Source organism: Bacillus solitudinis (assembly GCF_002797395.1).
Classification (GTDB): domain Bacteria; phylum Bacillota; class Bacilli; order Bacillales; family Bacillaceae_D; genus Halalkalibacter_A; species Halalkalibacter_A solitudinis.
The window spans coordinates 2,990,978-3,011,723 of sequence record NZ_KZ454943.1 but is presented as its reverse complement, the minus strand read 5'-3'; the positions used below and the strand labels follow the sequence as shown (position 1 = coordinate 3,011,723).

The 20,746-nt window shown below is 39.7% G+C and carries 20 protein-coding genes; 1 reads left to right on the top strand and 19 read right to left on the bottom strand.

What is annotated here, in order from left to right; translation table 11 throughout:
• Positions 1–7 precede the first annotated feature (7 nt).
• From yqfC to rpsU, 6 genes are all read right to left on the bottom strand, one after another.
• The gene (yqfC, locus tag CEF19_RS14770; protein WP_100406753.1) at positions 8–289 is read right to left on the bottom strand and encodes a sporulation protein YqfC; all 282 of its coding nucleotides are present in this window, start codon (positions 287–289) and stop codon (positions 8–10) included.
• Between the two features lie 135 nt (positions 290–424).
• Positions 425–943: a hypothetical protein gene (locus CEF19_RS14765; RefSeq protein ID WP_100406752.1), complete on the bottom strand. Its 519-nt coding sequence runs from the start codon at positions 941–943 to the stop codon at positions 425–427.
• Between the two features lie 41 nt (positions 944–984).
• Positions 985–1,983, bottom strand: a complete 999-nt coding sequence (floA, locus tag CEF19_RS14760) for a flotillin-like protein FloA (RefSeq protein WP_100406751.1) — start codon at positions 1,981–1,983, stop codon at positions 985–987.
• Positions 1,984–1,998: 15 nt separating this feature from the next.
• Positions 1,999–3,339, bottom strand: a complete 1,341-nt coding sequence (locus tag CEF19_RS14755; RefSeq protein ID WP_100406750.1) for an NfeD family protein — start codon at positions 3,337–3,339, stop codon at positions 1,999–2,001.
• A gap of 195 nt (positions 3,340–3,534) precedes the next feature.
• Complete coding sequence (locus CEF19_RS14750) at positions 3,535–3,978, bottom strand: GatB/YqeY domain-containing protein (RefSeq protein ID WP_100406749.1); 444 nt, start codon at positions 3,976–3,978, stop codon at positions 3,535–3,537.
• 21 nt (positions 3,979–3,999) lie between these two features.
• Complete coding sequence (gene rpsU / locus CEF19_RS14745; protein WP_003323311.1) at positions 4,000–4,173, bottom strand: 30S ribosomal protein S21; 174 nt, start codon at positions 4,171–4,173, stop codon at positions 4,000–4,002.
• 430 nt (positions 4,174–4,603) lie between these two features.
• Here rpsU and CEF19_RS14740 point away from each other — a divergent pair, with 430 nt between their 5' ends.
• Complete coding sequence (locus tag CEF19_RS14740; RefSeq protein ID WP_100406748.1) at positions 4,604–5,539, top strand: Na/Pi symporter; 936 nt, start codon at positions 4,604–4,606, stop codon at positions 5,537–5,539.
• Positions 5,540–5,545: 6 nt separating this feature from the next.
• On the opposite strand, the gene CEF19_RS14735 is transcribed toward CEF19_RS14740, so the two are convergent.
• From CEF19_RS14735 to CEF19_RS14675, 13 genes are all read right to left on the bottom strand, one after another.
• Positions 5,546–6,538, bottom strand: coding sequence for a DMT family transporter (locus tag CEF19_RS14735; RefSeq protein WP_100406747.1), 993 nt, complete (start codon positions 6,536–6,538; stop codon positions 5,546–5,548).
• Positions 6,539–6,569: 31 nt separating this feature from the next.
• The gene (gene deoC, locus CEF19_RS14730) at positions 6,570–7,250 is read right to left on the bottom strand and encodes a deoxyribose-phosphate aldolase (RefSeq protein WP_100406746.1); all 681 of its coding nucleotides are present in this window, start codon (positions 7,248–7,250) and stop codon (positions 6,570–6,572) included.
• Positions 7,251–7,510: 260 nt separating this feature from the next.
• Complete coding sequence (gene mtaB, locus CEF19_RS14725) at positions 7,511–8,857, bottom strand: tRNA (N(6)-L-threonylcarbamoyladenosine(37)-C(2))-methylthiotransferase MtaB (protein WP_100406745.1); 1,347 nt, start codon at positions 8,855–8,857, stop codon at positions 7,511–7,513.
• Between the two features lie 7 nt (positions 8,858–8,864).
• Positions 8,865–9,623, bottom strand: a complete 759-nt coding sequence (locus CEF19_RS14720; RefSeq protein WP_100406744.1) for a 16S rRNA (uracil(1498)-N(3))-methyltransferase — start codon at positions 9,621–9,623, stop codon at positions 8,865–8,867.
• Between the two features lie 18 nt (positions 9,624–9,641).
• Positions 9,642–10,577 carry a 50S ribosomal protein L11 methyltransferase gene (gene prmA / locus CEF19_RS14715; RefSeq protein ID WP_100406743.1) on the bottom strand — a complete coding sequence of 312 codons (936 nt, stop codon included), beginning with the start codon at positions 10,575–10,577 and terminating at the stop codon, positions 9,642–9,644.
• A 111-nt stretch (positions 10,578–10,688) separates the two neighbouring features.
• Entirely contained in the window at positions 10,689–11,801 is a 1,113-nt protein-coding gene (gene dnaJ, locus CEF19_RS14710) for a molecular chaperone DnaJ (RefSeq protein WP_100406742.1), read from the bottom strand.
• Between the two features lie 187 nt (positions 11,802–11,988).
• Positions 11,989–13,824 carry a molecular chaperone DnaK gene (dnaK, locus tag CEF19_RS14705; RefSeq protein WP_100406741.1) on the bottom strand — a complete coding sequence of 612 codons (1,836 nt, stop codon included), beginning with the start codon at positions 13,822–13,824 and terminating at the stop codon, positions 11,989–11,991.
• Between the two features lie 60 nt (positions 13,825–13,884).
• Positions 13,885–14,442 carry a nucleotide exchange factor GrpE gene (gene grpE / locus CEF19_RS14700; RefSeq protein WP_100406740.1) on the bottom strand — a complete coding sequence of 186 codons (558 nt, stop codon included), beginning with the start codon at positions 14,440–14,442 and terminating at the stop codon, positions 13,885–13,887.
• 95 nt (positions 14,443–14,537) lie between these two features.
• Positions 14,538–15,569 carry a heat-inducible transcriptional repressor HrcA gene (hrcA, locus tag CEF19_RS14695; RefSeq protein WP_100406739.1) on the bottom strand — a complete coding sequence of 344 codons (1,032 nt, stop codon included), beginning with the start codon at positions 15,567–15,569 and terminating at the stop codon, positions 14,538–14,540.
• A 223-nt stretch (positions 15,570–15,792) separates the two neighbouring features.
• A complete protein-coding gene (gene hemW, locus CEF19_RS14690; protein ID WP_198510295.1) occupies positions 15,793–16,956 on the bottom strand; it encodes a radical SAM family heme chaperone HemW in 1,164 nt (387 codons plus the stop codon).
• A gap of 65 nt (positions 16,957–17,021) precedes the next feature.
• Positions 17,022–18,842, bottom strand: a complete 1,821-nt coding sequence (gene lepA, locus CEF19_RS14685) for a translation elongation factor 4 (RefSeq protein ID WP_100406738.1) — start codon at positions 18,840–18,842, stop codon at positions 17,022–17,024.
• Positions 18,843–19,153: 311 nt separating this feature from the next.
• Positions 19,154–19,504, bottom strand: a complete 351-nt coding sequence (locus CEF19_RS14680; protein ID WP_100406737.1) for a DUF3679 domain-containing protein — start codon at positions 19,502–19,504, stop codon at positions 19,154–19,156.
• A 3-nt stretch (positions 19,505–19,507) separates the two neighbouring features.
• Positions 19,508–20,686, bottom strand: a complete 1,179-nt coding sequence (locus tag CEF19_RS14675) for a stage II sporulation protein P (RefSeq protein ID WP_227521997.1) — start codon at positions 20,684–20,686, stop codon at positions 19,508–19,510.
• Positions 20,687–20,746: the final 60 nt, after the last annotated feature.

The following is a 20,746-nucleotide window of genomic DNA, read 5'->3' as shown; positions in this document are numbered from 1 at the left end:
TATGTATTTACTCATGGATAAATTGCACATGGTCAATTCGCCCTTCTAACAAAAGTTCTTCAGGTAATATCGTCTTAATTACAAAATGGTCGCCTTTAATAAGCAGCTGTCCCTGCTTTAATAGTAAACGCAATTCTTGATTCGAAAAACGCAATACCCCATGATGATTTTCTATATAGATATGAAGTTGACCGATCATTGTAATACGAGGTAAATCCATCATCACATCAGCAGGTAGTTGCAACTGCTTTGTCATCCATGATTGCATTTGTTGTTTTATTCTTTTCATGCGGCGACCCCCTCTATGTTCATTTTTATGTAGAAAGTGCTTTGCATATCACCAAAAATATTAGGAAAGAGTAATCAAAAATGAAGAGAACAAAAAAAGAAGCCAGCGCTAAGGCTAACTTCTTTTTGACTACTTCTATCGACTTCGGCTCCGTTGAGTAAACGCTTGGTGAGGGTGACGACCACGAGGTTTACCGAGTACCTCAGACCAGACCACAGCTTTCATGGCCTCTTTATTAGATAGTTTATTTAGATTTAAATCTAAACCTCTATTTTTGGTAACTGGTTGCTTTCCAATCTCATAAGAGGACGATCGCGCTCTCGACATTTCTCGTCGTTGAATTAGATCCTCACGACGAGTTTGCAAGTCATCATTTTGAACCTTAGCTATTTCAACTTCATGTGAAACTGGTTCAAAACTAACGGGTTCTTCTTCATATTGCTGTTGTTGCGGCCGATCGTCTTGCTCATTAGCCTCTTGATTAAAAATTTCTTTCCAATCAATTTTTCCAGGCTTTTCTGATTGTGGACCCTGTTCCTGACGCTCCTGCTGCGCATTTCCTTGTGCAACTCTCTTGAAAAAACTCAAAAGACCACCAATAATCAACACAACAAAAAACAAGTTAGATAAGATTAATTCAAAAAGATTTTGCAACCTATTCTCCTCCTTCCTTTTCTAGGAGAGATGCAGAACTATTAGCCACGTTTAGGATCTGAGTCATCATCTGTAGCCTTACTAATCGACCCACGCATATCAGTATCTGCCATTACGTTTTGATAATTCATATAATCCATCACACCCATGTTTCCTTTGCGTAATGCTTCTGAAAGCGCCATAGGAACTTCAGCTTCTGCCTCAACCACCTTTGCACGCATTTCTTCAACTCTAGCTTTCATTTCTTGTTCATTCGCTACAGCCATTGCACGACGCTCTTCAGCTTTCGCTTGTGCAATTTTCTTATCTGCTTCTGCTTGGTCTGTTTGAAGCTCAGCACCAATATTTTTACCGATGTCAATATCTGCAATATCAATTGATAGAATTTCAAAGGCAGTACCTGCATCCAAACCTTTTGATAAAACAGTTTGTGAAATCATATCAGGATTTTCTAGTACTTTTTTATGATTGGTTGCAGAACCAATTGTGGATACAATCCCTTCACCAACACGAGCGATAACTGTATCCTCTCCAGCACCCCCAACTAGGCGGTCAATGTTGGCACGAACAGTAATACGTGCCTTGGCTTTAACTTCAATACCGTCCATCGCTACCCCAGCAATAAATGGAGTTTCGATCACTTTAGGATTTACACTCATTTGTACAGCTTCTAATACATCACGACCTGCTAAGTCAATGGCTGCAGCTCGCTCAAAGCTAAGATCAATGTTAGCACGTTGCGCAGCAATTAAAGCATTGACGACACGGTCAACGTTACCACCTGCTAAATAGTGACCTTCTAATTTTGATGTACTTAAATCAATTCCTGCTTTGACCGCTTTAATTAATGGGTTTACGACACGGGCCGGAATTACCCGTCGTAATCTCATCCCTACTAATTCAAATATCCCAATTTTCACTCCAGCAGCTAAAGCTGAAATCCAAAGCATGACCGGTACAAACGTAAAAAGTATAGCTAAAAAAATGATAATTAGCCCAAGACCAATTAATAAACCAAGACTTCCTGCATCTATTGGCATTTAAAATTCCTCCTTTTAGTTGTCTTCTGTAACTTCACGAACGACGATCCTCGAACCAGACGTATAAATAACTTGAATCCGTTTTCCCCGTTCAATATATCCTCCTTCGGTGACTACGTCAAGTCGCTCATCACCAAAAACGGCCGAACCAGAAGGTCGAAGCGGCGTCAAAGTCTCACCTTCTTGACCCATAAGCTCTTTTTTTGTTTCATTTGAGATATAGCCTTTTTCAGTACTTGTTGAAGCGGTGAGAATAATTTTTTTCCAAGGACCACGATTACCAAAATAGCGGAAGATGAAAATCATTGCAATCGCTGTAACAATAACGGAAATTAAAATATATACTAACATCGATGTTGTTGAAAATGAAGCGAGCAGCATCCCACCGATAATGGCTGCTATACCTAAGAGTCCGAATATCCCAAAGCCTGGGACGAAGACTTCAAAGATAATTAGAACGAAGCCAGCCACAAATAAAATTAATGATTCCCATCCTGCAAATCCGGCAAACAAATGACCGAAGAAAAATAATAATAACGCGGAAAGTCCCATGATACCCGGTAGGCCAAACCCCGGTGAATATAATTCAAGAACCAGCCCTAAACTCCCGATTGATAACAATATTGGGATCACGACAGGATGTGTGACAAATCTAGCAACCTGTTCAGAGAAACTAACTTCCATTTCTCGTTCAACCGCGTTCTCTAGTCCAAGAAATTGGAGTAGTTCAAGGCGGTTAGCAGCAATAGCTTCCGCATAACCAACTTGATAAGCTTCTGTAGCAGTTAACGTTAGAAATTCTTCACTTGTTAAATCTAATTCAGGTATCTCAATACTACGATCAGCCATTGCAAGTGCATACATCGGGTCACGGTCATTTATTTCAGCCGCAGCTTTCATTCGGCTCAGCCAAAACGACTGTGTTTTTTCTTCTGCTGCATTGCCAGCCCCATCAATTACTCCTGCCGCTCCCATGCTTGCATTTGGAACCATAACAATTTGGTCAGCGTTCAGAGAAATATAGGCTCCAGCAGAAATTGCCTCTGAATTTACAAAAGCTGTTATTGGTACATCAACATCTGCGATTAGCCTTGCAATTTCACCCGCTGCATCTACAGCCCCACCTGGTGTATGTATTTCCAACACGATATGATCGGCCCCTTCAGCTATTGCCACTTCAAAGGACCTTTTCATAAATGCTGCAAGTCCACGCTCAACCGTCTGTTCAACTGGAATGTAATAGACAAGGGGACTATCACTGGCTTCATTACTATGCACAAACATCTGAATAGGGATAAGAACAAAAGCAAGACATATTAAACTAAGCGACAAAGATAATTTTAAAGACCGGCTCATTTCTCGACCTCCTTTCTTTTAGTTTATTCATTTACGCACAAACAACACATTAGGTTTCATTTTTTTAAGCCTATCAAAAAAACTTTATCATATATCGCGAATAAATAGCTAGAATTATCATTTTTCTCGAGAATTTAACAACAATATAAAAAACGCCTTATTCCTAAACGGATTAGAAATAAGGCGTTTGTGTCATTATGATAAGTGTTGTTGTACGAGCCGATTCACAAGACCACCATCAGCTTTTCCTTTAACCTTAGGCATGATTGCTCCCATGACCTTGCCCATGTCTGCTTTGGTGGAGGCACCTACTTCCGCAATTGTTTCTTTTACAATTTCAGTTACCTCTTCGTCAGAAAGCTGTTCTGGCATATAGTCTTCAAGCACTACGAGTTCATCGCGGAGCTTGGAAGCTAAATCTTCACGGTTTGCTTGTTCAAACTCATGGAGGGAATCCTTGCGTTGTTTCAGTTCGCGATTTAACACCGTAAGGCTTTCATCGTCTGTTAACTCACGTCCGAGCTTAATCTGCTCGTTTTGCAACGACGACTTTACCATACGGATGACAGAGAGTTTTTGCTTATCTTTGTTCCTCATCGCATTCTTCATATCTTGGTTCAACCGTTCAAGAAGATTCAATGAATCCACCCTCTCACTTCTTTAGAACTTACGCTTTCTTGCTGCTTCAGATTTCTTCTTACGCTTAACACTAGGCTTTTCATAGTGCTTACGCTTTTTAACCTCAGCCAACGTTCCTTCTTTAGAGAGTGATCTCTTGAAGCGACGAAGTGCAGCATCAATCGATTCGTTTTTGCGAACACGAGTTTCTGCCATTATATTTCCCTCCCTCCGAAACAACCAACTCAAGACGTAGCATTAACTATTTATGTGCACGTCTTTTTAAATTATAATATATTGATTATAAATGGTCAACTTAAAATCGGCAAGTTTTCCGCCTAAAGTCCTTTAGAAGTCCGTTTTAAAAGATGGTTTAACCATTTTTGAACAGACTCTTAGCAAAGATCGTAATCTCTATCTCTCTTTTAGAACACCCTTTTTATTCTGCACCCATAATATGTATAAAACAATTCTTCTCACTCTCTGTACATTAGTTTTCGTAAAACGAGTTTCTAAAAAATAGAGTTTTAAAAAGGCTACAGTGTCCACTCTTATTACAGTCAGGGTTGCTGTTGAACAGGCCTCTTAAAAATTATTGTCATGCAACAAAACTCTTGTCCATAGATTGGGTAAAGAGGTGGAGTGAATGTTTAAAGAATTGTTTTCATTATTTGTTGTCTTTATTGCATTATTTTTGTTCGGCATGATTGTTATGAGAATAGGACTTATCCAGCTTGGACAAAAAAAACTAAAAGATAATCTCTACAAATTAACGAGTTCACCTTGGCGTGGTCTCCTAGTCGGAGCAGTGGCAACTGCGCTTTTACAAAGCAGCTCCGCAATTATGGTGATAACAGTTGGTCTAGTAGCTGCTGGATTTCTAAGCTTCAGGCAATCGATTGGTATTGTCCTTGGTTCAAACGTTGGAACAACAGTAACAACAGAAATTATATCCTTTGATTTGTCTTCCTTGATCATCCCAATGCTTGTGATTGGACTTGTTATGCTGCTAATGCCAACGATTATTGCTTATGGAATTGGTTGTTTAGCATTTGGACTTTCTTGCATCTTCATTGCAATGGATGGTCTTGAACAACTTGCCTATCCTCTCGCATCGTTACCAATCATACATTCTTTCTTTGAACTAACTAATGAATACAATCTTATTGGCTTAGGGATTGGGACCTTACTAACGGCCATTATTCAGTCTAGTACCGCAACAACAGCCATTACAATGGGGTTTATGAACGATCATATCTTAGAACTTCATTCGGGCATTGCCATAATGCTTGGTGCAAACATCGGTACATGTATAACTGCGTACCTTGCTAGCATTGGATCCGGTTCGGCGGCCAGGCTCGTAGCCTATTCTCATATTTGGTTAAATCTTATTGGGGTACTACTCTTTTTCCCACTTATTCAAGGACTCAGCTCGCTCTCGATCTCATTAACATCTATCCCCATGATGCAATTGGCGCACGCAAGCTTAATATTTAATATAAGCTGTTCTTTAATCATGTTACCGTTTGTTCACTATTTTGCCCTCTTTATTGAACGACTTTACGAAACCAATTCTAGTTGAATTGAATCAACTCAGCTTGGTTTCATTTCCATGATTGGTTGCGTTTTTAACCTTTGGACTTTTTAATCCTATTGACATAAAACTATGAATGAGCATTCCCATAATAATTAAGCCAAGTCCAATTAATGACCATGAAGAGGGGAGGCGGGCAGATAATAATAATATTTCTCCAATTAACGCAAACATCACTGCCCCCGACTGTGTAGCTTCCACTGCAGCAAGCTTTTGTGGGGATTCTCTAACTAAATCCGTCGACCAGAAAAATAAAACTGTAGCAATAACCCCTGAGAAGATTGCGACCATAAAACTTTGCAAAACTTGACCGGAGTTTGGCAACCCCTCTTGTATAAAACCAATGCTTGCAATGACAAACCAAAAAGGTAATGTAGCCAATGTCATTCCTAATACTCGTTGAAAAGTATCAATTTTCCCACCCAAATGTTCAAGCATTTTCCGATTTCCTAACGGATACGAAAAAGCTGCAACAATAATTGGAATAATACTTAATAGTAAGATTGATACAGGCATATGCTCACTTTGTTGAAATTGAATAAAGGCAACTCCTACGAGTATAATCAATGATGGCCAAAGAGAACGAAACGGGATCGTCTGACGTACATTGCGTTTTTCACTGCCAATTTGTGAACGCTCATAAAACAAAGGTGACAATAAGAGACCAGCAACGATTGTTATCTGCCAGGTTCCTGCAACTAGCCATCCTGGCCCAAAAGAAGCTGCGAATGTAATAGGAGCATAAAACAATACAAAACCAAAGAAACTCCAAATCACCCAATAGAGAGGCTGTTTCTTCATTTGAAGAAATAATGGTTTTATCCCGCCACGTAGCCAAACGATGCACCATAACAAAGGAACCATAAAGAAGAATCTTAATGAGGAGCTCCAATACCAACTTCCCCCATCCAGTTCCATTGACCTGTTCAAAATAAATGTTAATGAAAAAAACATTGATGCAATAATTCCAAGAAAAATAGCTTTCATTTTCCCACCTTCTATTTATCAGTTTTATGGGTTAATAATCTGTCCTTACTTGCTCACCTTTTATAATCGAGACTCCAGCACTTGCTCCTATACGTGTTGCTCCTGCTTTTATCATCGCCAACGTATCAGCTGCATTTCGAATACCTCCTGATGCTTTTACACCTAACTCAGGACCAACCACTTTTCTCATCAGTTTTATGTCCTCTATAGTCGCTCCACCAGTTGAAAATCCCGTTGAGGTTTTGACAAAAGCAGCCCCCGCTTTTACAACTAATTCACATGCATGTATTTTTTCCTCTTCTGTCAAAAGACTCGTCTCTATAATAACCTTTGTTAATGCCCTATCCCCCGCAGCCTCTACAACTGCTCGTATATCCTTTTCGACTACTTCGAAATTTCTATCTTTTAATGCTCCAATATTCAAAACCATATCAATTTCTGTAGCTCCATTTCCAATAGCATTCGTTGCCTCAAACGCTTTAACTTCCGATGTCGAAGTACCTAATGGGAAGCCTACGACCGTACAAACCTTAACTGAGTCGTTACTTAGTAAAGTAGCAGCAAGCTTAACCCATGTTGGATTTACACAAACCGATGCAAATTGATGATTTATTGCCTCTTCACAGAGTTTCACGATTTGTTCTTTTGTCGTATCCGCTTTTAATGCTGTATGGTCAATATATGATGCAATAGCTTGGTTCAATGTCAACATCCCCTTAGGTAACTAATTAATCTTTCTATTTTACTATGTTTATCTTAATAAGAAAAGTGACGCAAGGTCTTCTTTTCCTTTTCAAAACGCATAAAGGGGGTGTGTCATAAGGGTGGTTTTAACCTTATGACACACCCCCTTTGCAATGCGAAGTCGCTAAATCTTTTAAAAGCCTTGCAATGAGTGGGTTACTCATCGCAAGGCGATTAATAAACAGAGCCATTACGTTTTTTTAATTCCTTTTGGTCATCTACTTTCTTTTAACCATTTACAACTTGTTTTGGTTCTGAATCGATAACACGTACAAATTCACCTTGATTAAAAGGATAGCCGGCCTTTGTAATTTTAACCTTAATTACTTGTCCAACTAAATCTATCGTTGCCGGAACCTTTACCTTCAAATAATTATCTGTATATCCGATAAAAATGTCATTGTTTGGTTGGTCTTTATCTTCTTCCTCAGGAATCATTTCTAGAACTTCCCCTTCAAATTGTGAGGCGTACTCCTTTGCAAGCTGATTTGATAAACCAATCAATCGATGAACCCGCTCATTTTTAACCATTTCATCGACTTGGTCTTCCATTCTAGCCGCAGGGGTACCTGTTCGTTTCGAGTAGGGAAATACATGAAGTTCACTAAATTTATGTGTGTTAATAAAATCATAGGTTTCTTGAAATTCTTCTTCGGTTTCCCCTGGAAAGCCAACAATAACATCAGATGTTACTGCAAGCCCGGGAAGAATTTCTTTAAGTCTTTCTAGTCTTTCTGCGAAAAATTCCATCGTATACTTTCGACGCATCCGCTTTAACACCGTATTTGAGCCAGATTGCAGTGGAATGTGGAGATGGCGTACCACTTTCTCCGAATTATCAATCACCCGAATCACTTCATCCGTTAATTGACTCGCTTCAATCGAGGAAATACGTATACGTTTTAATCCCTCGACTTGTTCCAAATCTTCGAGCAGTCTTGCCAAGCTATAGTCCTTTAGATCTTCACCGTATCCTCCTGTGTGAATACCTGTTAAAACAATCTCTTTGTAGCCCGCATCAACTAATTGAGTTGCTTGCTTGATGACTTCTTGCGGATCACGTGAACGCATCAACCCTCGAGCCCAGGGGATTATGCAAAACGTACAGAAGTTATTACAGCCTTCTTGGATTTTTAAAGAAGCACGAGTACGGTCTGTAAATGCCGGGACATCCAACTCTTCATATACTCGTGACTTCATAATATTACCAACACCATTTATTGGCTCACGTTCACGTTTAAATTGCTCAATGAAATCCAACATTTTTGTCCGGTCCTGAGTCCCAACAACAATGTCTACACCTGGTATCGCCATAATCTCTGCTGGTGATGTTTGCGCGTAACATCCTGTTACACAAATGACTGCATCGGGGTTTTTACGAATTGCACGACGAATCACTTGTCTGCTCTTCTTATCGCCAGTATTGGTCACCGTACAAGTATTAATCACATACACGTCTGATTTAGCTTCAAATTCAACTTTAGCGTAGCCTTCTTGTTTAAATAACTGCCAAATCGCCTCTGTTTCATAATGATTTACTTTACAACCGAGGGTATGAAACGCTACAGTAGTCATTGGTACTTCACCTCATTAATTCGAAATGGTAGGAAACAGCAGCCAGAACATATAGTCCTGCTGTTTCTGTACGTAAAATTCTCGGTCCAAACCCGCATAGCACTGCACCTGCTTGTACAAGTTCTTCAATTTCCTTCTCTGAAAAACCACCTTCTGGCCCAATAATAACTAAAAGAGAATCCCCCAAATCCAACATTTGCAAGCTTTGCACAAGCTGGCTTCGTTCTCCTGACTTTGCGGACTCTTCGTAAGCAACAATACTGGCTTTATAGGTATCACTTTTCACTTTATTTATCAGTCCTGAAAAAGAATGAGCTTCTAAGACTGTCGGAATTCTTTCTCGGTACGATTGCTCCGCAGCTTCTTTAGCAATCTTCTCCAAACGCTCTAGCTTCTTTTTCATTTTTTTAGGATCCCACTTCACGACAGAGCGAGAAGCTGCAACAGGAAGAAACGCCTGCGCTCCAAGCTCTGTTCCTTTTTGGACGATCAAATCGAACTTATCACCTTTGGGCAATCCTTGTGCAATTGTGATTGAAATAGGGAGCTCTGTATTTGGGTGAAGTGTCTCATTAATCTGAGCATTAACGAGATTTTCCTCGAAACTCGTAATCGTACAAAGTACCGTACGCGATTCATTATCACAGCAAATAAGTTGATCGCCTTCTTGCATTCGCATAACCCTCGTAATATGCTTTACATCTTCTCCAGTAATCGAAACTGTATGATTTGTCATCGCACTAGGCGCAACAAAATATCGTTGCATCGTATCGCCCTCACCATTCTAAGACTTCGTAGAAATAATCGCCACCCAATCGTCCATCTCTAATACTTCATCTATTGAAAAACCGCCTTCAACAAGCGCATCTTTTACTTCCTGTTTCTTACGTTTAATAATCCCCGATGTAATGTATTTTCCACCTGGTTTAAGGATCGCTGCCGCATCTTGAACAAATTGAACGATCACTTCCGCTAAAATATTAGCTACAGCTACATCATATGGACCTTCAATATGCTCAAGCAGATTATTTTGTTTAACTGAAATAACATCCTCAGCATGATTTACTTTTACATTCATCAATGCGCTTTTAACTGCTACCTCATCAAGGTCAAGAGCAAGAACTTGCTTTGCGCCTAACTTTGCCGCAGCGATACTTAACACACCTGATCCTGTACCAACATCAATGACATGTTCACCACCGCTAAGTACTTTCTCTAAGGATTGAATACAGAGTACGGTTGTTGGATGAGTACCTGTTCCAAAGGCCATTCCCGGATCTAGTTCAATCACCGTCTCACCTTCAACTGGCTGGTAGTCTTCCCACGTCGGACTAATTGTTATGGAGTTAGATACTCGGACAGGTTTATAATATTTTTTCCAAGCAGTTGCCCAATCCTCTTCATCTACTTCAATAAGATGGATTTTATTATGCCCCAAGTCAATGTCATACAGAAGTAAACCTTTTATCGCTTCTTTCACTTTCTCAATCGTTTCTGATAAAAAGCTATTTACTAGAAAATAAGCCTTTATCATTACACCATCTTCCGGATAGTCATCAGGTGAGAGTTGAAAGATTTCCCCATAACGGGTGCCCCATTCTTTCACAAGGTCTGCTGGGTCTTCGATAACGACTCCGCTTGCTCCAGCCTCATGTAAGATGTTGCATACAGGCTCAACAGCCTCTTGCGATGTATGAATACTAAATTCAGACCATTTCATAATCTCCAACACTCCTAATCGAAGGACTTGATTGGCACCGAGCTTAGGCTACATAAAAAGCGTGCTTGGTGCCGATTCAAGTTTTTCTTTCCCTTATTCGTTTTGTTATCCTTAAGCTTTAAACGCTCTTTTTACTTTAGCAAAAAAACCATCAGTTTGCTCGTCAGGCTGTCCACCAGATGTTTCAGCAAATTGTCGAATTAGTTCTTTTTCCTTATCAGTTAAATTCTTAGGAATAACAACTCGAACTCTCACATGCTGATCCCCTTGGCCTCGCCCATGAACATTCGGAACACCTTTTCCCCGTAATCGGAAATCGGTACCTGTTTGTGTACCTGCCGGAATCTTTAACTTGATTTTTCCGTTAATCGTCGGGACCTCAATCTCATCTCCTAGGGCAACCTGAGCAAATGTTAGTGGCATCTCACAATAGATATCATCACCATCACGCTCAAAGAACTCATGCGGCTTTACATTAAAGACAACATATAAGTCTCCTGGAGGCCCTCCGTTTGCACCGGCTTCCCCTTGATTAGGGACACGAAGCTGCTGGCCGTGGTCAATACCTGCTGGAACGTTGACTTTAATTTTTTTACGCTTTCGAACCTTGCCTTTTCCACCGCATGTTGAACATTTACTCTTAATGTATTTTCCTGTACCCTCACAATGTTGACATACGCGACGATTTACTACACGTCCAAATGGCGTATTTTGCTCAACGTTAAGCTGGCCAGAACCACCGCAATGTGAACATGTCTCGGGCTTTGTCCCAGGCTTTGCGCCTGATCCTGTACATGTGTCACATGTTTCTTCTCGAGGAATTTCAATTTCGGTATCTTTTCCAAATACAGCTTCTTTAAATTCCATTGTCATCGTATATTGTAGGTCTGCCCCTTGTCTAGGACCATTTGGATTACGTCGTCCACCACCGCCGCCAAAGAACATATCAAAGATATCACCAAAGCCACCGCCGAAGTCTCCACCGCCACCACCAAATCCTTGATTTGGATCGGTGTGACCAAATTGGTCGTAGCGTGATTTCTTTTGGGGATCACTTAACGTATCATATGCATCCTTAACTTCTTTAAATTTATCCTCAGCATCTGCTGCTTTATTAACATCTGGATGATACTTGCGAGCAAGTTTTCGATAAGCCTTTTTCACTTCATCAACCGATGCATTTTTATCAACACCAAGGACTTCATAGTAATCTCGTTTACTCATGTCATCCACTCCCGACTCTATTACATAACGTTCATCATACCATCACTATCGGATTTTTTGCAAGATAAGGGGTTCTTTTTTTACCGTCCTTATTTTTACAACACTCTCGTAGAAAAAGCCAAAGTCATAACATCTGACTTTGACTTTTCTGCACATTGCGACTAGTAAGTCAATCGCTCTTATATCATTACTTCTTTTCTTCTTCTTTTACTTCTTCGTATTCTGCATCAACAACGTTATCGTCGGTTTGTTGGCCACCTTCGCCTTCAGCACCTTGCGCTTGCTGTGCTGCTTGAGCAGCTTGCTCATATAGCTTTGTAGAAAGAGCCATTACAATCTCTTGTAGCTCATCCTTGGCCGTACGAATTTCATCGATGTTATCTGATTCAATAGCTGCTTTTAACTTTTCTTTAGCCGCTTCTGCTTTATCCTTTTCTTCTTGGTCTGCATTCTCACCAAGGTCTTTCAACGTTTTTTCTGTTGAGAAAACAAGTTGATCCGCTTCGTTACGAAGCTCTACTTCTTCACGACGCTTTTTATCTTCTTCTGCATTTGCCTCTGCATCTTTAACCATCTTTTCGATTTCATCATCAGATAGACCTGAAGAAGACGTAATCGTAATCGATTGTTCTTTGTTCGTACCAAGGTCCTTCGCTTTAACATTAACGATACCATTAGCATCAATGTCAAACGTCACTTCAATTTGAGGAACTCCACGTGGTGCTGGTGGAATATCCGACAATTGGAAACGACCTAATGTTTTATTGTATGCAGCCATTTCACGTTCACCTTGAAGAACATGAATATCAACAGACGGTTGGTTATCAGCCGCAGTTGAGAATGTTTGCGATTTTGATGTTGGAATCGTTGTATTTCGCTCAATTAGCTTCGTAAATACGCCACCCATTGTTTCAATACCAAGCGAAAGTGGGGTTACGTCTAAGAGCACAACGTCTTTCACATCTCCAGTTAACACACCTGCTTGAATAGCAGCACCAAGCGCTACAACCTCATCTGGATTTACTCCTTTATGAGGGTCTTTGCCTGTAAGCTTCTTAATCGCATCCTGAACCGCAGGAATACGAGTTGAACCCCCAACTAAAACAATCTTATCGATTTCACTTGCAGAAAGACCAGCATCTTGCATTGCACGACGAGTAGGCCCTAATGTACGCTCCACTAAGTCAGTAGAGAGTTCTTCGAATTTTGCACGAGTTAAGCTAAGTTCAAGATGTTTAGGTCCTGTCGCATCAGCAGTAATAAACGGAAGAGAGATTTGCGTTTGTGTAACACCCGAAAGGTCCTTCTTCGCTTTCTCAGCTGCATCCTTCAAGCGCTGCATCGCCATTTTGTCTTGTGAAAGATCAATGCCATTATCTTTCTTAAATTGCTCAACTAGGTGATCAATAATTACTTGGTCAAAGTCATCTCCACCAAGCTTATTATCACCAGATGTTGCTTTAACCTCAAAGAAACCATCTCCAAGCTCAAGAATGGAAACGTCAAATGTACCACCACCAAGGTCATACACAAGAATCGTTTGGTCTTCTTCTTTTTCAAGCCCGTAAGCAAGTGCTGCAGCTGTCGGCTCATTCACGATACGTTCCACTTCAAGTCCAGCAATTTTTCCAGCGTCTTTTGTTGCTTGGCGTTGTGAATCATTGAAGTATGCAGGGACTGTGATAACAGCTTTTGTTACTGTTTCTCCAAGATACGCTTCTGCATCAGACTTTAATTTTTGAAGGATGATTGCAGAGAGTTCTTGTGGAGAAAAGTCTTTTCCTTCGATTGTTTCTTTATGATCTGTTCCCATGTGACGTTTAATTGAAATAATAGTATTTGGGTTTGTGATAGCTTGACGCTTTGCTACTTCCCCAACTTGACGTTCTCCGTCTTTAAACGCAACAACAGATGGTGTTGTACGGTTTCCTTCAGGATTCGGGATAACAGTTGCTTCCCCGCCTTCCATTACCGCCACACAAGAGTTTGTTGTCCCAAGGTCAATTCCGATAATTTTACTCATTATTTGTTCCTCCTAAATTAATGTTAAACATCAATATTCATGAAATATAGATTATGCAAATTATGCATTTACCTTAACCATAGATGGCCGTAATACACGATCTTTTAGTTTATAACCCTTTTGTAATTCTTCCACAACTTGGTTCGATTCAAACCCTTCCTCTTCCACCTGCATAACCGCTTGGTGCAAATGAGGATTAAAGTCCTCGCCTACCGTCGCAATTACTTCTACACCTTCACTTTTTAACATGTCCTGTAATTGGCGATAGACCATTTCCATTCCTTGGAGAAGAGTTTTTGTTTCTTCCTGTTCAGGTTGAACAACTAGGGCACGCTCAAAATTATCGATAACAGGTAATAAACCTTCAATAAAACTTTGTGCTCTATATTTTGCTGCCGCTTCTTTCTCTTCACGAGAGCGACGACGGAAATTATCATAATCTGCCTGTACTCGTAGCAATCGCGTATTTAACTCTGCAACCTCTACTTCCAAAGGATTTTGCTCTGCTTGCTCAGTAGTCCCTTCGTGATCGGCATCTGCTTGTTCTTCTGAGTCTTCTAACACTTCATCAGCATTCAATACTTCTTCTTCCACAACTTGTGATTCTTTTTCAGTCAACTTTCTCACCTCCCACTAAAGTAAACTTCCTATGTATTCATGACAAAAAGCTGTTGAAGCCTAGACTTCACAACTAATTGTCAATATTACCATTTCTAACCTTGTTGATACAAGCTTGTTAATAGCTTTGTCAAATCCTTGGAAACAGAATCAACGACTCCAATTACTCGTTGATACTCCATTCTCGTTGGACCTAGTATACCAATTGTCCCCATGTGCTTGCCACCAATTGAGTAGCTCGCTGTAATCATACTGCAATGGTCAAAAGCCTCAAGGTTGTTCTCTTCTCCTATTTTCACTTGGACCCCATGTTTTTGCGCTCGAAGAATTTGATTCATCGTTTGTTCTTCCTCAAGCATATTCAACAGGACCCTTACTTTATCAATATCTCGAAATTCAGGTTGAGTTAGCAAGTTCATTTTCCCACTATAAAATACTTTCTCTGATTTACCGATATCAAACGAGTTGGAGAGGGAACTCAACACCTGTTCATAGTTATTGACATGTGCTCGCATGACGTCCCGAATTTCTTTCTTTAGTTTCATTCTAAGCTGAAAGAGCGGGACACCCATTAATCTTTCGTTCAAAATATTTACAATTCTTTCTAAATCACCTGCTTCAATCGAATCTGGGATTTGGATTGTCTGATTTTCAACATGCCCTGTATCCGTTACTAAAATTAAAATAGCTGAGTTTTTAGAAAGTGGAATAATTTGAATGTTACGCAGTTTCGTTTCAAACATTTCTGGTCCAAGAACAATTGAAATATAGCTTGTCATATTTGAAAGAATTCGCGCTGATTGTTGAATGACTTCTTCAATTTCCTGCATTCGTTCCGTAAATAGAGAACGAATATCTGCCTCTTCCTTATCGGTTAAATGATGCGGCAGTAAGAGATGATCTACGTAGTAGCGATACCCTTTTTGAGAAGGGATACGTCCTGCAGAACTATGGGGCTTCTCTAGAAATCCTAAATCTTCCAAATCAGCCATATCATTTCGAATGGTCGCAGGACTGAATGTAATATCATCGCGCTTAGAGATACTACGAGAACCAACTGGCTCCGCAGAACGAATATAATCATCGACAATCGCATGTAAAATAGATAATTGTCTCTCTGTCAACATTCATATCACCCCTGTTAGCACTCAGGCATTACGAGTGCTAAATCTAATGATAAATTATCAAAACGCTGTTCATTTGTCAATATATAATGCTTATTAACTATGATTTCCATTAGGAAATTCCGTTAAATTTTTCTTTAAGTGTCTATCTATTCATTAATTGCGCACACTATAAAAGCAATATTAAACAGACACTAAGTAGCATGCAAGCCATTGCTAATTTTAACTAGACTCTTTGAATACGCTCTTTCTCTAGAACAGCTAAAAACTTTTCAAAGACTTCATTTCCAAGGAGAATCCCTTCACTCGTTAATCGAAGAAAGTCATGTTTGTCTTCCAGCAATCCTCGTTCAAAGAGGTTCTCTAATTGAGTTGAATAGAGCTCTTCCACACTAAAACCGTATCTTCTATTAAAGTCAGTTTTAGATATGCCCTCAGTCTTTCTCAACCCCATAAACATCGCTTCTTCAAGCTGTTCAACCCTCGTAACCTGATGTTCGATCAAGTAGGGCAGTTTTCCCTCGTTAATAGCCTTAATATATTTTGATACAGGACCGTGATTTTGGGTCCGCACACCATTTACATACCCATGTGCACCAGCGCCAAATCCGTAATATTCTTGATTGTTCCAATAAACTAAATTATGTTTACTTGCATATCCTCGTTTTCCAAAATTGCTTATTTCATATTGATGAAAATCCGCTTTCATCAACTCAGACTGAAGCATCTCATACATCATAACTTCATCATCCTCAGTTGGAAGGGGAAGTTGTCCCTTTCTTAAGCGGTTATAGAAAACAGTCTTTTCTTCTACCTTTAGAGAATAGGCGGAAATATGCTCAATTTCCAAAGCGATTGCTTGTTCCAAGGTTGCGGAAAATTGACTTGGTGATTGTTGGGGTAAGCCAAACATTAAATCAATTGATATGTTTGAAAACCCAATCTCACGACACTTCTCTATCGCCATTTTAATACTTTCCTTTGAATGCGTACGGCCTATACCTTCAAGCAAATGCTGGTCAAATGATTGAACACCCATGCTTAAACGATTGACCCCGGCTTCCTTCAAAACAATCAGCTTGCTTTCGTCACAGCTATCAGGATTTACTTCTACTGTGTACTCCTCAATTTCCTTCACTGGAAGAATCTCATTCATTCCCTTTAACAATTGTTCAAGCTGCTTAGCAGATAAAGCTGTCGGGGTGCCTCCCCCAACATAAATCGATGTCAATTTCTTTGTCGGCGTCTGATTCATTGTTAGCTTCATCTCTGTCAACAATGATTGAATGTAGTCATCCACAGGCTGGTTCTTTAGAAAGACTTTATTAAAATCACAATAGTGACAAATGTGTTCACAAAAAGGAATATGCACATATGCTGCTGTAATCATTTGATAACCTCCTCATCTCGGCAGTTAGAAAAACCGCAGGAAACTCCTGCGGTTTAAACCTAAGACTAATCATCCATCCGAAGCACGGCCATAAAGGCTTCCTGCGGAACTTCAACATTTCCAACAGCCTTCATCCTTTTCTTTCCTTCTTTTTGCTTATCAAGAAGCTTTCGCTTCCGAGAGATATCTCCCCCATAACATTTCGCTAATACATTTTTACGCATCGCTTTAATTGTTGAACGTGCAATAATTTTTTGACCAATACTAGCTTGAATAGGAACTTCAAATTGCTGACGCGGAATAAGCTCCTTCAATTTTTCAACGATGATTTTGCCACGCTCATACGCGGAATCTCGGTGAACAATAACTGAAAGTGCATCAACCGTTTCTGCGTTTAAGAGAATATCCATTTTCACAAGATTCGATTGCTTGTAGCCAATTAACTCATAATCAAAAGAAGCATAGCCTTTTGTATTTGATTTTAGTTGGTCAAAGAAATCATAAACAATTTCGGAAAGTGGAATTTCATAAACAATTTGCACACGAATTTCATCTAAATATTGCATATCAATAAAAACGCCACGTTTTCCTTGACAAAGCTCCATGACAGAACCAACAAAATCATTCGGAACCATAATTGTCGCCTTTACATAAGGTTCCTCGACATGCTCAATTTTTTGTGCATCTGGCATATTTGCCGGGTTGTCGATTTGGACGAAATCTCCATTCGTCATCGTTACTTTGTAAATAACACTTGGTGCTGTTGTAATTAATGTTATGCCGAATTCACGCTCGATACGCTCTTGAACAATTTCCATATGGAGCAATCCAAGAAAACCACAACGGAAGCCAAAGCCAAGTGCTTGTGATGTCTCAGGCTCATATTGTAAAGATGCATCATTTAGCTCTAGTCTTTCAAGCGCTTCACGTAAATCGTTATATTCGTTAGTATCAACAGGATAAAGTCCACAGTAAACCATTGGATTCATCCGTCGATATCCTGGCAACTGCTCTTCAGCTGGGTTGACAGCATTGGTAATCGTATCCCCAACACGTGTATCCCCAACATTTTTAATTGCAGCAGTTAAAAATCCTACGTCTCCGACAGTTAACTCATCTCGTTTTTCTGATTTCGGTGTAAACACACCGACTTCAAGTACTTCAAACTCTTTCTTCGTTGCCATCATTTTGATTTTTTGACCCGGCTTTACCGTACCTTCAACGATACGAATATAGGCAACTACCCCTCGGTAGGGATCGTAAAGTGAATCAAAAATTAATGCCTTTAACGGAGCTCCTGGGTCACCGGTTGGAGCAGGAACCTTTTGAACGACCTGCTCTAAAATCTCTTGAATACCGATTCCATTTTTTGCAGAAGCCAATACCGCATCGGATGTATCCAAACCGATAACATCTTCTACTTCTTGCCTCACCCTCTCAGGATCAGCACTCGGTAAATCGATCTTATTAATAACAGGTAAAATCTCTAAATCATTATCTAATGCTAGATATACATTAGCTAAAGTTTGTGCTTCAATTCCTTGCGCAGCATCAACAATTAACAAAGCGCCTTCACATGCAGCTAAGCTCCGAGATACCTCATACGTAAAATCGACATGGCCAGGTGTATCAATTAAGTGAAAAATATACTCTTCGCCATCGCTTGCTTTATATGTTAATTGAACTGCATTAAGCTTAATCGTAATTCCACGTTCTCTCTCTAAATCCATCGCGTCTAACGTTTGTTCTTTCATTTCTCGAGCGGTTAAAGCACCAGTTTTCTCGAGGATGCGGTCAGCTAACGTTGATTTTCCATGGTCTATGTGAGCAATAATCGAGAAGTTACGAATTTTTGATTGACGTTTCAGTCGTTGTTCATTATCCAATGTGATCACTCCTACTATCGTGCAAAATACACTATTTTCAATTATACCAATCCGAGAAGGTCTATACAATATATAAAGGTGAATGGTTCAAATTAAAAACAAAAAACCGCAAAACGGCTTTTTGTTTGTTCGGAGCTACTCCCCTGCTTTAAAGTCCAGAACAATTGTCTTCCTTGTCGCTGACTTGGAGCATATTTCACTCAAAATTTACATTTAACTCACCTCAAAGAATTTTATACCTTCCTTTCTTTCAAAATAAAAACGATGGCCGAAAAGGTGGCTCTTTCCATCCCTTTCGGCCATCGCCTTTATCATTCCTCAGTACGTTCTCCATTTAGAACCTGATGAACAAAAGACATTATCTGGGAGAGGGCAGCTCGACTTAACGCATGTAGCCCCTCTGAGAGTTGAGTACCTAAATCTGAAAAAAAATTAAATTTACCGATTTCTTCTACCTTTTGTCTCTTTTGTTTTAAATCCTCTCCTTTTTTGGAAATAGAAGAGACCGATGATTTGTCTGGGTCTTTTGTCTTCGAATCTTCTATTAGAAGCTGACTCGGTTGGGATATTCCTAGCTTTTCATTCATATGCTGAACTCCTAATAACGTTCCTAATAGCAAGAGTAGCGCAATGCTGGATACCATCACAACGAACCGCTTCATGTTTTATTCGACTCCCTTCTCTTTTTCATGTTGCTCCTGGTAAAACACTGAGAAGATTTCAGCCATTGCCTGAGCAGAACGATAGGTTTCATCAAGGGTATTATGAACTCCACCCATTTCAATCAATACGGATTTTTTCGATAAATCTTGATTAAATCGACCATTTGTAGTCGGACCTGCTTTCGTAATGACACCTCGACTCATTCCAGGGTAATGCTTCTCAAGCAATTTATGAAGCTCTTGAGCTAGATGAAGATTATAGCTATGACTGTTGTGATTCCCGCCAATGACAAACACCGTTCTTGCGTACTCCACACCATTTATCTTCACGGTCGTTTGGTCATGCGGTAATGTATCTCGGTGTAAATCAAAAAAGAATTCTAAGTCTGTATTTTCCTCCATTGCCTCTTTCACAAATTTTCGTGAAGCATCGTATGATTTCGAGTACTGCCATCCTCGTTTATTTAAACTCCCCTGAACATCCCTACGTTCTACTTCCGTCCCAATGCCCCGTTTTTCTAATTCTTGAGCTAACTTTTCACCAACGAGTGTAATATTAATTTTATTGTGAAATGCTTCATTGGGAACATCGGTCTCTAACTCTGGTAAAAATGATTCCGTGTTATGCGAGTGAATAATATGGACAACTTTTCGTTCAATTGTTGATTCCTTAGTTTCTTTGGCTTCCTTTTCTAGCTCTTTTAAACGAGCTAAACTTTCCTGCGTCGCTTCCCTTTCAGCCATCATAACTTCCATTGGAGGAGCTGATTCAACTGGTAGATTCGTATAATCTGTACCTTTACCAGCTACAACGATTTGTCCATCGAATAACGCAAATCCAGGAAGTTCTCTACCTAATAAACTTCTAGGATCGTCAGGATTAATATTAGTTGTCAGTTCAAACATCAGTGAAGATAAGCTTAATTCTTTACTATCTTCTTGAAGAACCTGTTTATAATAAGGATTTTCCATGCCCATAACATGGACAAAATGCTCGCCCGAGAGATCCGTCGCCCATTCATGAACTGAAGAAGATGCTAAACCATAGCTGGAATCAATGGATGTAAGCATCCCTGTAAAGATAAATAAAGCCATCATTCCTAGAATAATAAAGACTACTATTTTTTTTATGCTCGTCCTATTTATATGAATTGTTAAGCTTTGAAATTGATTTCTTTTCAAGTTCATCCACCCTTTCACAATTGCTTGTCCATTCAGCCTATGAAGCAAGAAATTTTTTTA

Bases quoted from the DNA above. Each gene is read 5' to 3' on its own strand.
- dnaK (WP_100406741.1), bottom strand. From the start codon at position 13,824: ATGAGTAAAATTATCGGAATTGACCTTGGGACAACAAACTCTTGTGTG.
- mtaB (WP_100406745.1), bottom strand. From the start codon at position 8,857: ATGACTACTGTAGCGTTTCATACCCTCGGTTGTAAAGTAAATCATTAT.
- yqfC (WP_100406753.1), bottom strand. From the start codon at position 289: ATGAAAAGAATAAAACAACAAATGCAATCATGGATGACAAAGCAGTTG.
- dnaJ (WP_100406742.1), bottom strand. From the start codon at position 11,801: ATGAGTAAACGAGATTACTATGAAGTCCTTGGTGTTGATAAAAATGCA.
- rpsU (WP_003323311.1), bottom strand. From the start codon at position 4,173: ATGGCAGAAACTCGTGTTCGCAAAAACGAATCGATTGATGCTGCACTT.
- CEF19_RS14740 (WP_100406748.1), top strand. From the start codon at position 4,604: ATGTTTAAAGAATTGTTTTCATTATTTGTTGTCTTTATTGCATTATTT.
- deoC (WP_100406746.1), bottom strand. From the start codon at position 7,250: ATGTTGACATTGAACCAAGCTATTGCATCATATATTGACCATACAGCA.
- hrcA (WP_100406739.1), bottom strand. From the start codon at position 15,569: ATGTTGACAGAGAGACAATTATCTATTTTACATGCGATTGTCGATGAT.
- prmA (WP_100406743.1), bottom strand. From the start codon at position 10,577: ATGAAATGGTCTGAATTTAGTATTCATACATCGCAAGAGGCTGTTGAG.
- CEF19_RS14755 (WP_100406750.1), bottom strand. From the start codon at position 3,339: ATGAGCCGGTCTTTAAAATTATCTTTGTCGCTTAGTTTAATATGTCTT.
- CEF19_RS14720 (WP_100406744.1), bottom strand. From the start codon at position 9,623: ATGCAACGATATTTTGTTGCGCCTAGTGCGATGACAAATCATACAGTT.
- floA (WP_100406751.1), bottom strand. From the start codon at position 1,983: ATGCCAATAGATGCAGGAAGTCTTGGTTTATTAATTGGTCTTGGGCTA.
- CEF19_RS14735 (WP_100406747.1), bottom strand. From the start codon at position 6,538: ATGAAAGCTATTTTTCTTGGAATTATTGCATCAATGTTTTTTTCATTA.
- CEF19_RS14680 (WP_100406737.1), bottom strand. From the start codon at position 19,504: ATGAAGCGGTTCGTTGTGATGGTATCCAGCATTGCGCTACTCTTGCTA.
- hemW (WP_198510295.1), bottom strand. From the start codon at position 16,956: ATGATTACAGCAGCATATGTGCATATTCCTTTTTGTGAACACATTTGT.